Source organism: Anabaena sp. FACHB-83 (genome assembly GCF_014697485.1).
Lineage (GTDB): Bacteria > Cyanobacteriota > Cyanobacteriia > Cyanobacteriales > Nostocaceae > Nostoc_B.
In genome coordinates, this window is the sequence record NZ_JACJRY010000021.1 from 72107 (window position 1) to 86530 (window position 14424).

The 14424-nt window shown below is 40.7% G+C and carries 16 protein-coding genes; 14 read left to right on the forward strand and 2 right to left on the reverse strand.

The features are described 5' to 3' along the window. Window positions 1–67: 67 nt before the first annotated feature. The 11 genes from H6G79_RS22660 to H6G79_RS22710 all read left to right on the forward strand — a co-directional run bounded on the left by H6G79_RS22660 (window position 68) and on the right by H6G79_RS22710 (window position 8527). The gene (locus H6G79_RS22660; protein ID WP_190592037.1) at window positions 68–244 is read left to right on the forward strand and encodes a YHS domain-containing protein; all 177 of its coding nucleotides are present in this window, start codon (window positions 68–70) and stop codon (window positions 242–244) included. A gap of 16 nt (window positions 245–260) precedes the next feature. Beyond that, on the forward strand, window positions 261–2435 hold the full coding sequence (locus tag H6G79_RS22665) for a heavy metal translocating P-type ATPase (protein WP_190592036.1): 2175 nt from the start codon (window positions 261–263) through the stop codon (window positions 2433–2435). Between the two features lie 21 nt (window positions 2436–2456). Next, a complete protein-coding gene (locus tag H6G79_RS22670) occupies window positions 2457–2699 on the forward strand; it encodes a hypothetical protein (RefSeq protein ID WP_190592035.1) in 243 nt (80 codons plus the stop codon). A 44-nt stretch (window positions 2700–2743) separates the two neighbouring features. Further along, on the forward strand, window positions 2744–2977 hold the full coding sequence (locus H6G79_RS22675; protein WP_190592034.1) for a DUF2933 domain-containing protein: 234 nt from the start codon (window positions 2744–2746) through the stop codon (window positions 2975–2977). Between the two features lie 53 nt (window positions 2978–3030). Next, window positions 3031–3684, forward strand: a complete 654-nt coding sequence (locus H6G79_RS22680; protein WP_190592033.1) for an isoprenylcysteine carboxylmethyltransferase family protein — start codon at window positions 3031–3033, stop codon at window positions 3682–3684. A gap of 21 nt (window positions 3685–3705) precedes the next feature. After that, window positions 3706–4401 carry a VTT domain-containing protein gene (locus tag H6G79_RS22685; RefSeq protein ID WP_190592032.1) on the forward strand — a complete coding sequence of 232 codons (696 nt, stop codon included), beginning with the start codon at window positions 3706–3708 and terminating at the stop codon, window positions 4399–4401. 85 nt (window positions 4402–4486) lie between these two features. Continuing rightward, window positions 4487–4801 carry a DUF5676 family membrane protein gene (locus H6G79_RS22690; protein ID WP_190592031.1) on the forward strand — a complete coding sequence of 105 codons (315 nt, stop codon included), beginning with the start codon at window positions 4487–4489 and terminating at the stop codon, window positions 4799–4801. A gap of 145 nt (window positions 4802–4946) precedes the next feature. Next, window positions 4947–5210 (forward strand): peptidoglycan-binding protein, encoded by a 264-nt coding sequence (locus tag H6G79_RS22695; protein ID WP_190592030.1) that lies wholly within the window; start codon window positions 4947–4949, stop codon window positions 5208–5210. Window positions 5211–5471: 261 nt separating this feature from the next. Further along, window positions 5472–5984 (forward strand): DUF1269 domain-containing protein, encoded by a 513-nt coding sequence (locus tag H6G79_RS22700; protein WP_190592029.1) that lies wholly within the window; start codon window positions 5472–5474, stop codon window positions 5982–5984. A 179-nt stretch (window positions 5985–6163) separates the two neighbouring features. Further along, window positions 6164–8023, forward strand: a complete 1860-nt coding sequence (glgP, locus tag H6G79_RS22705; RefSeq protein WP_190592028.1) for an alpha-glucan family phosphorylase — start codon at window positions 6164–6166, stop codon at window positions 8021–8023. 30 nt (window positions 8024–8053) lie between these two features. Continuing rightward, a complete protein-coding gene (locus H6G79_RS22710) occupies window positions 8054–8527 on the forward strand; it encodes a universal stress protein (RefSeq protein WP_190592027.1) in 474 nt (157 codons plus the stop codon). A 22-nt stretch (window positions 8528–8549) separates the two neighbouring features. Here the strand turns inward: H6G79_RS22710 and H6G79_RS22715 are convergent, their stop codons facing one another. Both H6G79_RS22715 and H6G79_RS22720 read right to left on the reverse strand, forming a co-directional pair. Next, the gene (locus H6G79_RS22715; protein ID WP_190592026.1) at window positions 8550–9878 is read right to left on the reverse strand and encodes a hypothetical protein; all 1329 of its coding nucleotides are present in this window, start codon (window positions 9876–9878) and stop codon (window positions 8550–8552) included. A gap of 14 nt (window positions 9879–9892) precedes the next feature. Beyond that, a complete protein-coding gene (locus H6G79_RS22720) occupies window positions 9893–10990 on the reverse strand; it encodes a cysteine synthase family protein (RefSeq protein ID WP_190592025.1) in 1098 nt (365 codons plus the stop codon). Between the two features lie 806 nt (window positions 10991–11796). On the opposite strand from H6G79_RS22720, the gene rppA reads away from it, so the two are divergent. The 3 genes from rppA (at window position 11797) to H6G79_RS22735 (ending at window position 14413) form a co-directional block, all read left to right on the forward strand. After that, window positions 11797–12549, forward strand: coding sequence for a two-component system response regulator RppA (rppA, locus tag H6G79_RS22725; protein ID WP_190592024.1), 753 nt, complete (start codon window positions 11797–11799; stop codon window positions 12547–12549). Next, window positions 12536–13879 carry a two-component system sensor histidine kinase RppB gene (rppB, locus tag H6G79_RS22730; protein ID WP_190592023.1) on the forward strand — a complete coding sequence of 448 codons (1344 nt, stop codon included), beginning with the start codon at window positions 12536–12538 and terminating at the stop codon, window positions 13877–13879. Before rppA ends, rppB begins: the two co-directional genes overlap by 14 nt. 123 nt (window positions 13880–14002) lie before the next feature. Beyond that, window positions 14003–14413 carry a hypothetical protein gene (locus tag H6G79_RS22735; protein ID WP_190592022.1) on the forward strand — a complete coding sequence of 137 codons (411 nt, stop codon included), beginning with the start codon at window positions 14003–14005 and terminating at the stop codon, window positions 14411–14413. The last annotated feature ends 11 nt before the right edge of the window (window positions 14414–14424 follow it).

The window sequence follows — 14424 nt, forward strand, 5'->3', positions numbered from 1 at the left end:
TGGCTTGTTTCTTTGATTCCTAGCAGGTGGTTTACCGCAAGTACATCTGTTCTCAAGGAGGTCAATTATGTGGAATTTTTTTAGACGCAAGCGTCAACAAGATAGTGAAAAGACTGCTGTAGACCCAATATGTGGCATGACTGTAGAAAAGGCTACAGCATTGAAGTCCGAGCGAGACGGACAGACTTACTATTTTTGCAGCCAGACTTGCCTGCATACTTTTAAATCACAACCAGCAGGATGAAGGAGTTCATTGAAAAATGGCAAGAACTCACGAGCATCACGGACATAGACACGCCAGCATTGTACCCCAAGGTGGGATGGCGAAAGATCCTATTTGTGGCATGACAGTACCTAAAGCCACATCCTTGAAGACAGAAAGAGGTGGACGCAATTACTATTTTTGCAGCCAAACTTGCTTAAACACATTTTTAGATCCTGAGAAGGAACTTAAATCAATGCGGACTCGCGTCACCATTGCGATGACGGGGGTACTATTTTTAGCAATTCTGCGAGCGGCTGCATTTTTGGGACTGGCAGCTGGTGTAAGTATCTTAAGCTGGGTGCCGATTTCTGCTCTACCCTGGTTCACTTGGGGAGTCTGGCTTTTTATCCTGGCTACCCCTGTACAGTTCATTGGTGGCTGGTCATTTTACGTGGGAGCGTGGAATGCCATCAAAAGCCGCAATGTAAACATGGATTTCCTGATTGCTTTAGGAACCAGCGTTGCCTATTTCTATAGTGTGGCAGTGATTTTCTTTCCTAATGCTCTACCTGTTGGAGTTGAGGAACGTAGCGTTTATTTTGAAGTTTCTGCCGTCGTTATTGCCTTTGTTTTACTAGGCAAGTATATGGAAGAAATTATCAAAAAGAACTCATCGGCAGCAGTACGCAAACTTCTAGATTTAAAACCTGCCACTGCCAGAGTCATCCGAGATGGTATGGAGATGGAAATTCCGGCAGAGCAATTAATGGTGGATGAAACAGTTGTTGTCCGTCCGGGAGAAAAAGTACCGACGGATGGAATTGTGCTGGATGGATCTTCATCTGTAGATGAGTCAATGCTGACAGGGGAGTCACTACCAGTAGAGAAGCAAGCCGAATCTGCGGTGATTGGTGGTACTTTAAACAGAACCGGACTTTTCCGTTTTCGGGCGACTCGTGTGGGGGCGGAAACGGCTTTAGCTCAAATCATCAAAATTGTAGAGGAAGCCCAAACAAGTACGGCTCAAGTCCAACGGTTGGCGGATAAAGTGACGGGTTATTTTGTCCCTGCGGTTGTGGGAATTGCCGTGCTTGCTTTTATTGGTTGGTTACTTGTCGGGAACTTTCCCCAAGCTTTACTGGCATTTATTGCTGTGTTAATTATTTCTTGTCCCTGTGCTTTGGGTATTGCGACTCCAGCCGCGTTGATGGTTGGTGTGGGTAAGGGAGCAGAAGCCGGGATTTTAATTCGGGGTGGGGAAATTTTAGAAAGGGCAGAAAAGCTCTCAACTGTAATTTTCGACAAAACTGGAACTTTGACTCGTGGTGAGCCTAGTGTGACGGATATTGTCCCCTTAGCAGAACGCCCAAAGGATGAAATTCTGCGGTTAGCAGCGGCAGTAGAAACGGGTTCAGAACATCCTTTGGGTGAAGCAATTGTGCGAGCAGCCAAACACCAGATGCTAGATATTCCCAAAGTGAGTAATTTTGAGGCAATTCCCGGACATGGGATTCGGGGAGAAATCAATCGAGATAGGATTTTGCTGGGTAATCGCCGCTTGTTCCGCGAGCAAGGCTATCAAATAAATCCGGCAACAGAAGAGATATTGACTCGTCTGGAATCTGATGGTAAAACAGCCATGCTGGTTGGTTGTAATGGTCTGCTGATGGGGATTGTAGCAGTAGCGGACACCATCAAACCTGAAGCCAAAGAAGCGATCGCAGCTTTGCGGCGGGAAAAAGTTAAAGTCGTGATGCTCACTGGAGATAACCAGCGTACTGCCGAAGCGATCGCTCGTCAACTAGGAATCGATAAGGTAATTGCTGAGGTATTGCCCGGTGATAAAGCCCAAGTCGTTAAAGATATTCAACGACGCGGCGAAGTTGTGGCAATGGTGGGAGATGGTGTTAATGATGCACCCGCTTTAGCAACTGCTGACATTGGGATTGCGATTGGTTCTGGTGCGGATGTGGCTAAGGAAACAGGCGGGATCATTTTGGTTAAAAACGATGTGCGAGATGTTGTCACCTCGATTCGCCTATCTCGTGCCACGATGCTCAAAATTAAACAGAACCTATTCTGGGCATTTATTTACAACTCCATTGGCATTCCTATCGCTGCCTTCGGTTTACTCAACCCAATGATTGCCGCAGCTGCAATGGCTTTGAGTTCCTTGTCAGTAATTGTCAATTCATCACTGTTGAAAGGATTTAAGTTATCCAGCACATAGTCCTAGAAAAGGAGGTTTTTTATGATTCATCAACATAAACATTATTCCTTCCAGCTTGATAACCTATCTGCAAACCAGGCATTATTTGTTGTCTTCATTGTTAGTGCTTTTTTACTGGTAGCAGTTTCTATCTTTCTTTACACCCTGCCACTGGTCTTTATTTTGATGTCTCTTCCTATCTCAATTACATTTTTTAGGAAAAAGCCAGTAGCAAATAATATACCTCTAATGTTGCCGCCAGCTAAAAAGCTGATTTCGCTGTAAAGCTAGACAAGTAAGAAATTTTAATTACTACAACTTAAGAAAACATGGCTCATCCACACAATCATCAATCTAGCACAAGAATATCAGTTGTAAAAATCGCATTGTTTGTCTTTCTCGCTATCATCGCCTTCTTTCTCATAACAGAACATTGGGCGCATATACTTGGTCTTCCGCCGCTATTCTTAGTTCTGGGAATTTGTATACTTATGCACTTATTCATGATGCATGGACATGGCGGGCATGGGGGAGGCGGTGGAGATAATAACCAATCTCAATAAAGGCAATTGGCACAAAAGAACTAGTACTTCACCACAAGAAAGGAAAATGAATTATGAAAGATATCCCTGCTTATGGTCTTTGGTCTTTAGTAATTATCAATTCACTGATATTCATCATTTTTGCCTTCAGCTTCACAAAGCCAAAAAGTCCTCGTGATTGGCGTTCATTTGGTGCTTTCTCAGCCTTTATTGTCGCTTTATTTACAGAAATGTATGGGTTTCCATTGACCCTTTACTTACTATCAGGTTGGTTGCAAACTCGCTATCCCAAACTGGATATTTTCTCCCATGATACTGGACATCTCTGGTGGACATTACTAGGTTGGAAAGGCAACCCCCACTTAAACCCAATTCACATTTTAAGTAACGTGTTAGTTTTTGGTGGACTCATCTATCTTAGCTCTGCTTGGGAAGTCCTTTACAAAGCCCAGCGCAGCCACACATTAGCGATCTCTGGACCTTATGCAACGATTCGTCATCCCCAATATGTTGCTTTTATCCTCATTATGTTCGGATTCCTGCTTCAGTGGCCGACAATTTTAACGCTGTTGATGTTCCCAATTTTGGTGTGGATGTATACCAAGTTGGCACACCAGGAAGAACGTGAGGTACGAGCAGAATTTGGCGAAGAGTACGATCGCTATACCAGCAATACACCAGCTTTTTTCCCTCGTCTGGGAGACAGCACCAAGAGAAGTAATACCTAAAATATTGGGAGAACTAAGTAAGTGAAAAGACAGGAAAGAATCAAAATCCTGTTTAATCGTCAAAACGCCTTTGCGTTGGCAATTTTGCTCCTATGTTTAGCCGTCTGTTATTGGCTACTGAATCCCCAGGTAAATATATTAACACCGGAAGGATTTAGACAAAAGGTTAAAAATTTAGGCTTACTTGGCCCATTTGTCTATATTGGTATTTTGGCTTTATCTGTAGTTATTAGTCCTATTCCCAGTGCGCCACTCGCAGTTATAGCTGGCACTATTTGGGGAGCAGTTCTAGCAGGAATCTACAGTATAATAGGAGGTTTTTTGGGTGGTTTAATTGCTTATTTTTTGGGACGAACTTTGGGGCGATCGGCAATAAAAGCTTTAACTGGTAAAATCATTTATTTCTCGAAAAACAAAGGAGAGACATATCTAAGCTGGTTAATTTTTATTACTCGGATGCTGCCAATATTTTCTTTCGATTTGATTAGCTACGCTGCGGGAATCGCAGGTATTTCTCTCCCTAAATATGCCCTTGCTACTTTTTTAGGCATGATTCCTTCAACATTTTTACTTACATATATGGGAGGAGAATTAAGCGTAGGAACACCTTTAGGAATGGTTATTTCTGTTATTTTCCTCATTGTAATTATAGTGTTGCCTTGGGTGATTCGACGCTATAACTGGCTAGGAATGAGAGATATTGTGCGTGTGGAATAAATATATATTTTTTTGATTTCTTAAAAACTTAATTTTTTTGATTTAAATTATTCAAGCTTTCCACTCAGTTAATCAGAGGTGAATTATGGTATCGCAAAGTCATCATCGAGAAAATCAACATAATGTCAGGCACCCTATTAACAAGCTAAACACGCGATCGCTTGCCCTTGCTACAGCTATAATCACAGGCTTAGTGTATATAGCCTGCATTCTGTTTGTAGCAATAGCACCAAAAGCGGCAATGGCTTTTTTTAGTTATGTCCTGCACATGGACTTGAGCAATATTACTAGAGTTATTACCTGGGGAAGCTTTATTGTTGGCCTTCTATTTTGGACTATAGGCACAGCTTTATATGCTGCCCTGATAGCTCGACTCTACAACAGTCTCACAACCAGGTAGGAAGTTCAATATGCACGAAAAACCTTTATAAATCTATGGCAGTAATGCATTACAGCCACCTTGCGAAAAGTTACTGCACGTCTACATCTAGTACATCCTACAAAATTAGCAAACGTCGAGTAGCAGTACAAACACGAGGTATTCAATGAAAAGTCAAACTGATTATTTACCTAACTACTTACCAACCTTGTCTCAATGCGATGACAACTACAGTGTAGAAGTTGCAATCCTGCAACGCCTTTTAGCCTTCTACAGCTACCTTAAGAGCAATGCTGTTAATGGTGTCTTCGGATCTGACACCGATAACGCAGTGAGACAATTTCAACATGACAATGGACTTTACGAAGATGGCACCGTTGGTCCTCACACCTGGGCGAGATTAGCTGATGTCCCTTTTAAAGACATTTAGAGACAGAGGCTTTTGGATTCGGAATGAAATTGACTAAGGGAGACTGCACTAGTGCAGTATGTCAGCAGAAATCAACAATCAGTTGACAAAAGGTCAAAAGCAACAGAGTAAAAGGTTTTTTAACTTTTGACCTTCTAAATGCTTAACTTCCACGTAAACGTGCGTAGTTTGGCTTTTTGCAGAATAGCGGTTAGTGTTTTCTAATTTTTTGTCAAACAACCAAATTAAACATTTAAAGCCTAATTTCTACAGGAGGAAACTATGAGCGATTTAATTGCTATTGGCTTCAAAGATGAGTTTAAGGCAGATGAGGTTTTAATTGATCTGAGAAAACTGGAACTAGAGTATCTTATCGATTTAGAAGATGCGGCTATCGTTGTCAGAAATAAAGAAGGTAAAGTCAAAATTAAGCAAACCCAAGAACTTGTAACTTCTGGTGCATTAACAGGAGGTTTTTGGGGGCTACTTCTTGGTTTAATATTTTTCCACCCAATGCTGGCTCTCTTTGGCGCGGCGGCTGGCGCAATTTCGGGAGCGCTTACTGATATTGGCATTGACGATAACTTTATTCGAGAACTTGGTAACACAATAGAGCCGGGAACATCTGCTTTATTTATACTGGTGAAAAAGTCTACTCCAGACAAGGTTTTAGACGATTTGAGCAAATTTGATGGTAAAGTTTTACGAACTTCACTATCAAAAGAAGATGAGGCAAAATTACAGGCAGCTTTAACAAAACTTGAAGTCCAAGAAGAGCTTTTTGACAAGATTTAATTTCCACAACTGACTGCAAAATTTTTCATCCTCCCCTACTGTTGATGCTACCGCCTATGCCAGAAGGGGAGGGGGAAATTGCAGGAAGATTATGTTTACGACTATGGGACTTCAGACTCGAAAAAAATCAAAGAGTGGGCATCACAAGGGTTAATAACTATCAGAACAAGAGAAAACCCATGAACCCTATTTTTAAAGACCCAGTTTGTGGTATGACCGTTCAACCAGGCAGTGATTTCTCTGCCTTTTACCAGGAGCAAAAAATTCACTTCTGCTCCGAATTTTGTCGAAATAAATTTTTTGAGCATCCGGAATGGTATATTACAACACTACCTACCACTAGTTACGACGAAGCCAAAGAAAATCGGCGGGTTGCCTATTTCTCGATGGAGGTGGCTGTTGGTTCTGCTATGCCAACTTACAGTGGCGGCTTAGGTATACTGGCTGGCGACACTTTGAAATCCTTTGCCGATTTGCGAATACCTGCGGTTGGGGTAAGTCTACTCTATCGCAAAGGTTACTTTCACCAAAAGCTGGATGAGTGGGGAGGACAGCAGGAATTTCCTGTTTTGTGGAGTCCCGAACATTTTCTGCACCTTTTGTCTGAAACTGTTCAGGTAGAAATTGAACAGAGAACTGTACAAGTTCGAGCTTGGCAATATGACATTGTTGGCTTAAGTAACTACAACGTCCCTTTAATTTTGCTAGATACTGGTGTTGAGCAAAATACCGATTATGACCGTACTTTAACTGATGTTCTCTATGGCGGAGATGAGCGATATCGGCTGGCGCAGGAAATTCTGCTGGGAATTGGTGGTGTCAGAATGCTCAACGTCCTTGATTACAAGGGAATTGAAAGATTCCATATGAACGAAGGACACGCCAGTTTGCTGCTTTTAGAGTTGCTAAAAGAACGAAACGGGATAAATACAGAAACATGGGATTTTAGTAGCATCAGAAATCAATGCGTTTTTACTACTCATACCCCTGTTCCAGCAGGACACGACCAGTTTGACTACGGCTTAGTGCAGTATAGTTTGGGACACATAGTGCCGTTTGATGTACTGCAAATGTTGGGGGGACGTGATCGCCTAAACATGACTATGCTAGGACTAAACTTGAGCCACTATGTCAACGGTGTTGCCAAGCGACATGAGGAAGTTTCGCAAGAAATGTTCCCCGGCTATCCCATCCACCACATTACAAATGGTGTTCACTCATTGACGTGGACTTGTGACAGCTTTAGAACCCTCTACGAGAGATATATTCCTGGTTGGAGTAACGATCCCTCAATGCTAAGGCACGCCATCAGTATTCCCCAACAGGAGATTTGGTCAGTCCATTTAGCGGCTAAAATTCGTCTTTTAACTTACATTCAGGAAAAAACCGATTTTTCGCTATCTGCAGAGACTCTGACGATTGGCTTTGCTCGCAGAGCTACTCTTTACAAGCGGGCAGATTTAATTTTTTCAGATATCGATCAACTTTTGGAAATTGCCAAACAGGTTGGTTCTTTACAGTTTGTTTTTGCTGGTAAGGCGCACCCTAAAGATTACGCTGGCAAAGAGTTAATTCGACGGATATTTGAAATTTCCCACCAATTACAGAAGCAGATACCTATAGTTTTTTTGGAAAATTACGACATGGAGCTATCCAAGCTGATTGTATCTGGCGTGGATCTATGGCTCAACACGCCACAGCGACCTTTAGAAGCTTCTGGAACATCGGGTATGAAAGCAGCACATAACGGTGTTCCCAGTTTCAGCATACTCGATGGTTGGTGGATTGAGGGACATATCGAAGGGGTGACTGGTTGGTCTATTGGTTTTAGAGAACCAGAGTTTTCTGGTTCAGATGTCCTGAACCGCCAGGATGCAGAGGACTTATATCAGAAGTTGAAAAACGTAATAGCTCCAATGTTTTATCAAGAGCGCGAGCGGTGGGTCGATGTAATGCGACATGCGATCGCACTAAATGCCTCATTTTTCAATACCCACCGTATGGTACAGCAGTATGTCACGAATGCCTATCTGCCCTGAAGGTTTTTCTAAAACTCAGGAGATATTTTTATGTTTCACAAGATTCTGGTTGCAATAGATTGTTCTAAAGTTAGCAAGCGTGTTTTTGAAAAAGCACTTTCTCTAGCAAAGCTCACCAAGGCTAACTTGATGATATTTAATGTTGTATGTCCTGAAGAAGATGGATATCTAGATAACTCTGAACTGTTAAATTACTATGATCCAGATAAAGACAGCGAAGCCGTAAAATATAGCCAAAAAATGTTAGATAAATTCTCCCAGCCAAAGTTAGAAATGCTGCATTTATATACAGCAAAAGCAACAGCAGCAGGTGTAGAAGTAGAATACAAACAACACGTTGGTCAACCTGGCGAAACCATTTGTGAATTTGCGCGAAATTGGCAAGCAGACTTGATTGTAATTGGACGGCGGCGTTGGCTTTCAGGTATGGAAGAATTTGTTTTGGGTCGTGTTAGCAATTATGTACTTCATCATACTTTTTGTTCCGTGTTAATAGTACCATAATAGCTAGTCATAATTGATCTGATTATTTCCTTTGAAGTGCGAAAAAAAGCACTATTATTTCACTAATTACACCCGCAAGCATTCCATAGGCTGCTGAAGTAGCTCCGCTATGTCTGGTAAAAATTAAACTTCCACATACTACTAAAGTAAAGGTTGCAGCAACTACTGTTGCTATGTTGATGAACCAGTTTTTACCCCTGTGAATTAGTAACCCTTGAAACGTATTTTGCAGAGCTAAGAGCAGGGGAAAACATGAGAGTATTTGTATAACTGGACGAGATGCTTCTACAAGAGAGGGATTATTCCCCAAAAACTGACGCAGTAAAAATAATCCGTTATCTGTAAACCCAAGAAAAAACGGTATGAAAGTAAAACTTAGCCCGACAATCATGACAAAAGCAACCAGTGTTCGCCTAGAAGTTTCTTCATAAGCAGAAATGATCACTTGTTGAATCATCCGTGTACCGTTAGCAACTGAAAGAACTAGCCCCCACGCCGCAGGCCACACTGCGAGGGCAAGACTACCATCAAATGAGCGAGCAATCAAACTCAAAAGTATGGCTCTTGCACCCCAAACCAAAAGCATTGTTGAGGCTAAAGGAAGGTAATAAAATGTTACTCCACCCAAGGTTTGAGGCAGTTTCTTAGTCTCAGAATATCCTTGTTGGTTAAGAATAGAAATAGCACCAAGACGCATACAAAACCATGTCACCAATACTGCTTCAATGAGTATGGCTCCCATCATGGTGATCCCTGCTAATAATGCACCATCTAACCGTAAACTTACTCCCACTGCCAGCGACACAATTACCCAAGTCAATCGCGCTACACTTGCCCAACCAACAGCTATGCTCTTTTGAGCGCGAATTAGCAACCCTTGAAAGAATCGCCGCCAAGCAATCACGAAAGGCCACAGAAACATCAATAAAAAAGCAGTTCTTCCTCTGGCAGCAATTGATGAGCTAACGCCAAATACATCAAGCAATAGCCAGTTATACAAGGGTTCCCAGGTGAGTAACAGAAAGATACCACTTAGAGAAAATCCCGCAATCATCGTAAACTGCCAAAGTGCGCGTCGAGATTTGGCTTGGCCTCCCAGTGCGGTTGAGGCATGAAGAATCATGATGATCGGGCTTTCCAGAAATACTGCAACTCCTTTGACTACCCCGACTCCAGCTAATGTCTCTTGTGGATAGGCTAGGCGACTGAGTGCAGATGTTTGAAGCGGATCGCCGAGAGTCATTGCCACATCAGATAGAGAAAGTGGAATAAACTGCGTCAGTAGTGCTAACAGCGATCGCCCTGAAGTTATTTGACTACTTTCTGGTTTGGGCTGGGGTGAGGTATTCATGTTATTTTTCAGCACTACTTAAAATAAATGGGACTTAGTGAAGCGATCGCATCCTCAAGACGTTTCCCTTGTTTGAGGTTAAATCCATGATGGTCGAGCCAATCGGCATCATACACTGTCTCAAGGTATCTGTCCCCTCGGTCTGGATTGATCATCAGAATCCGCGCACCCTCACCCAGTTCATGCGCCAGATGCAATCCTCCTGCTACAATTGCGCCTGTTGATGCACCTAGAAGCAATCCCTCACGACGTGCCAGGATGTGACATACTGAGTAAGCCAAATCCTCTGGTACTATATAAGCACGGTCAAGCAGTGAAAGATCCAGATTCGGGGGAAAGAAAGATAAGCCAATACCCGTCATCTTGTAGGGTTTTGCTGGCGTTCCCATAATTACTGAACCCTCAACATCAACGCCAACAATGCGTATGTTTGGGAATCGCGGTTTAAGATAACGAGCTATTCCCATAATTTGTCCTGCCGTGCTGACACCAACTACAACAGCATCCAGATCAGAAGAAAAATGTGCTTCAATCTCACGGGCAGTATAGTATGAATGTGCCTCCGTATTTAAAGGATTAAGGTGCTGGCATGGATACCAAGCATTAAGTATGGTTGCAGCCAGTTCCTTTGCTCGTTTCATTCTTGCCTTCTGCATTGAGCCTGATTCATCGGCCTCATGAAGCGGTACATCCACAAGTTCTGCACCGTATGCTTTCAACATTCGTCTAAAAGGTGGAGGAGTTTTCGCATCGACGACAATCATCACTCGATAACCGCGAACTGCTCCTACCATCGCCAGCCCAACGCCGAAATTTCCTGAGCTTGACTCGATAATCGTACCACCAGGTACAAGCAGCCCTTCTTCCTCCGCACGCGTCACGAGGTAGACTGCATTTTTTTCTTTAATTGAACCCCCAGGATTACAACTTTCCAATTTCAAGAAGCATTCTGAGATAGCACATATAGGAGAAATATTCTTGAGTTTTACAATTGGAACATTTCCTATAGCCTGGGTAACATCAGCAGCCGTAATATTTTTCCATTGACTATGGTTGTTCCACTGAGAGTTGACAATGCTTTCAAAGGATGAAGATTTTGCCAGATAATTCATATTAAGTACCCAAAAATTCAAAAATTAGTACAAATTCTCATAGCTACATGAACTTGCTCATTGGGGTTGATTTTATTGGAACATCGTTACTAGATTGCTTTCTTGAAAATAAAAAGATTAATAACTATTGCCGGTATAGTTAATTACCTCTTAAATCTGCTTCAATTTACTCAAAAATAGATAGCAATTAAGTTTGAATCGGTAACTAACTAAGTAAGTATTTCAGTTACGCCCATAAAAATATTGACACCCATCACGAACTCGACATATTTTTATGTTGCAGAATAAATATGAAATCAAGATGAAATTTTTTATTTAATATTTAAATTTTTTAAAAATCAGTAGTGATAATTTATTTGTGTCAATTAATTAACTTTAGCAGAACGCAAAGCATCAACAAAAAAGAGATATTGAATACGTATTAATTATAATCCTCTATAATATGTATTACATAATCTATAGCTTTAGTTAAAAAACAAATGTATTTGTACATTAAATAACGATAATTATAAAATTTATGAAATCTATTTAATTACTCTGAATTTCATCTTAATTTCATATCGAGATGTCAAAATTATTATTGACTCAATAAACATCTTGTAAAACTTAGTTTCTATAACTCCTCAAACTAAGCTCACACCATACCTTAGCGAGTTGTTTACTGAGTCTTTTCTATTTAGTGATGTATAGACAAGATACTAGCCTACTATCAGGTTTTGTATAGCTTAATCCTAATTTTTAAGAATTTCATCCTAATTTCATAAATTTCTGCAACCCTATTAATAGGGGTATCCCTATGGCGAACTATGCTAGAATCACAAATTTACAAAGAACTTTTAACTACCCAATTTGATATGAGGGTGCTACTAGTTGAAGATGAGCCGGATTTGGGGGCTGCTATTAAGCGTACTTTAAATCAACAAAAGTACCTAGTTGACTGGGTTATGGATGGTAATGACGCATGGGCTTACTTAGAAAACAGTTCGGCGCAATATACAGTAGCGATTCTTGATTGGATGCTTCCAGGAATTAGTGGTTTAGAATTGTGTAAAAGACTACGTTATAAAGGTAATCCTCTTCCTATCCTGATGCTAACTGCTAAAGATAGAATGGAAGATAAAGTTGCCGGACTAGATGCAGGTGCCGATGACTACTTAGTAAAACCCTTCGGCATGGTGGAACTTCTAGCACGATTGCGGGCTTTGCAGCGTCGTTCCCCCCATTTTCAACCTCAACAATTAACTGTTGGTAACTTGACTCTAGATTATGGCAACAGTACAGTTGTTAGACAAAATACAACAGGTGAACAGCAAAGTATTCCATTAACTAATAAAGAATTCCAACTATTGGAATATTTCATGAATCATCCTAACCAGATTGTTACGACTGAGCAAATTCGTAATCAAATTTGGGAAGTTAATGCGGAATCTAGTAGTAATGTAGTGGCAGCGCAAATACGTTTGTTACGTCGTAAACTCACAAGTAACGACTGTCCTAACCCAATTGAAACTTTGCACGGTATGGGGTATCGTCTTAATTTCTCAGATGAATCAAAATAAACTGTTTCGGCTCACCCGCGTTCGTTTAGCTTTGTATTATGCTATTGTTATGGGTTTGATTTTAAGCCTATGTGCCTTTAGCTTTTACAGGTCTGTGTTTCATGCTCATGTGGTAGCTTTAGACAGTGAAATTGAGACTGTAGCTGGGACACTGCACGACAGTATTGAACTAAAACTACAGTCACCTGGACGTTTGGAACCATTAGTAAATCAGTTATTTCCAAATACAGGTAACTGTAGAATTGGGGCTAGTAATTGTATTCAAGAACAGCCCCATCCTAAACGTCATCTTCTGGGTATTGTTACTAAAACTAGCTACTATATACGTTTTTTTGATACTTCAGGCAAATTAATTGCTAATGCTGGTTATTATCCAGAGGGATTACCTAATATTTTTAATCCAAAAACTTGGCAATTTCTCAAAGATAGCAAAGGCAACGAATACCATCAAATTACTCTATCTCTGCATACCCAAAATTATCAAGATTGGGGATATATGCAAGTAGGGCGAAGTCTAGAAGAGTTTAATCATTATTTGGATAGCGTCAAGCTAATTTTGATATTAGGGCTGCCGATGGCTATGGTTATGATTGCAGGTGCCAGTTGGTGGTTGTCAGGATTAGCGATGCAGCCAATTTATCAGTCATATCGACAAATTCAACAGTTTACAGCCGATGCTGCACATGAATTACGAACGCCTTTAGCTGCGACAAGTGCAACTGTAGAATCAGCACTTTTAATGTCAGAAATAGATGAACAAGAAACACGAGATATATTGCAAACTATACAGCGTCAAAATCAGAGGCTAACAACTTTAGTCGTTGACTTATTGATGCTAGCACGTTTAGATAGACAAGCTCAAAAGTTACAGCACGAAGTTTGTTGTTTAAATGATATTGTTAGCGATTTAATTGAAGAATTTGAAGCGATGGCAACTACTGCAGGAGTAAAGTTGACATCATCAATCCGAGTTAAGCAAAATATGAATGTTATAGGGAATTCCGATCAGCTTTATCGATTGGTTTCTAACTTAATTGTCAATGCAATTCAATATACACTCAAAGGAGGGGAAGTCACAGTTATCTTAGAAAGCAATGATAATTATGCTGTAATTAAAGTTCAAGATACAGGTATTGGTATCCCACAACATGAACTGAGGCGAGTCTTTGATCGTTTTTATCGGGTAAGTAGCGATCGCTCTCGTAACACTGGTGGTTCTGGATTAGGATTAGCCATTGCTCAAGCAATTGTTCAGGCACATCAAGGCAAATTAAATGTACAAAGTGAATTCGGTAAAGGTAGCATTTTTACAGTTCAATTACCCAGGTAACATGAGCTATAATAATTTAATTGCAATTCTGTTTGTCGTGTATATTTAATTATTAATTTTCTAATTAAACTCATATTTAAAATATTCAGAATTTAGTATTATTTATGCTTGCAAATGTGTATTATGAAATTTATAGATAAACAACAAGTTGAATTAATTATCCAACAAGCTTGCAAGGAAAATTTTACTGATAGCGAGAAAGCTATTTACGATGACTTTATTCTGGAAGCGGGGGTAACAGACCCAGCCAAGATGACTGAAACTACTGCTGATATGTTGATTAGATACCTTAATGGCTGCGAAGCATCTAACGAGTTTGTTGCTAATGTAGTGAATCGCCTCGTGCAAGTTGCCCCGGCTAATATCATGACCAAGATTCTTCTCAGCGATAATGATGGTGATGGTGTGCCTTTATACCAAGAACTCCAGCTTGGTACAAAGGCTACTGTATTTAATACTCCGTCAGAAATAGCTGCTGCACAGCAAAAGCAATATCAGTTTTTTCCGATTCGGAACAGCGATATGGAATTGTAAGTTTAAGCCAC

What these genes read in the sequence shown, in the direction of transcription:
- H6G79_RS22660 (WP_190592037.1), top strand. Translation starts at nt 68, where the DNA reads ATGTGGAATTTTTTTAGACGCAAGCGTCAACAAGATAGTGAAAAGACT.
- H6G79_RS22665 (WP_190592036.1), top strand. Translation starts at nt 261, where the DNA reads ATGGCAAGAACTCACGAGCATCACGGACATAGACACGCCAGCATTGTA.
- H6G79_RS22670 (WP_190592035.1), top strand. Translation starts at nt 2,457, where the DNA reads ATGATTCATCAACATAAACATTATTCCTTCCAGCTTGATAACCTATCT.
- H6G79_RS22675 (WP_190592034.1), top strand. Translation starts at nt 2,744, where the DNA reads ATGGCTCATCCACACAATCATCAATCTAGCACAAGAATATCAGTTGTA.
- H6G79_RS22680 (WP_190592033.1), top strand. Translation starts at nt 3,031, where the DNA reads ATGAAAGATATCCCTGCTTATGGTCTTTGGTCTTTAGTAATTATCAAT.
- H6G79_RS22690 (WP_190592031.1), top strand. Translation starts at nt 4,487, where the DNA reads ATGGTATCGCAAAGTCATCATCGAGAAAATCAACATAATGTCAGGCAC.
- H6G79_RS22695 (WP_190592030.1), top strand. Translation starts at nt 4,947, where the DNA reads ATGAAAAGTCAAACTGATTATTTACCTAACTACTTACCAACCTTGTCT.
- H6G79_RS22700 (WP_190592029.1), top strand. Translation starts at nt 5,472, where the DNA reads ATGAGCGATTTAATTGCTATTGGCTTCAAAGATGAGTTTAAGGCAGAT.
- glgP (WP_190592028.1), top strand. Translation starts at nt 6,164, where the DNA reads ATGAACCCTATTTTTAAAGACCCAGTTTGTGGTATGACCGTTCAACCA.
- H6G79_RS22710 (WP_190592027.1), top strand. Translation starts at nt 8,054, where the DNA reads ATGTTTCACAAGATTCTGGTTGCAATAGATTGTTCTAAAGTTAGCAAG.
- H6G79_RS22715 (WP_190592026.1), bottom strand. Translation starts at nt 9,878, where the DNA reads ATGAATACCTCACCCCAGCCCAAACCAGAAAGTAGTCAAATAACTTCA.
- H6G79_RS22720 (WP_190592025.1), bottom strand. Translation starts at nt 10,990, where the DNA reads ATGAATTATCTGGCAAAATCTTCATCCTTTGAAAGCATTGTCAACTCT.
- rppA (WP_190592024.1), top strand. Translation starts at nt 11,797, where the DNA reads ATGCTAGAATCACAAATTTACAAAGAACTTTTAACTACCCAATTTGAT.
- rppB (WP_190592023.1), top strand. Translation starts at nt 12,536, where the DNA reads ATGAATCAAAATAAACTGTTTCGGCTCACCCGCGTTCGTTTAGCTTTG.
- H6G79_RS22735 (WP_190592022.1), top strand. Translation starts at nt 14,003, where the DNA reads ATGAAATTTATAGATAAACAACAAGTTGAATTAATTATCCAACAAGCT.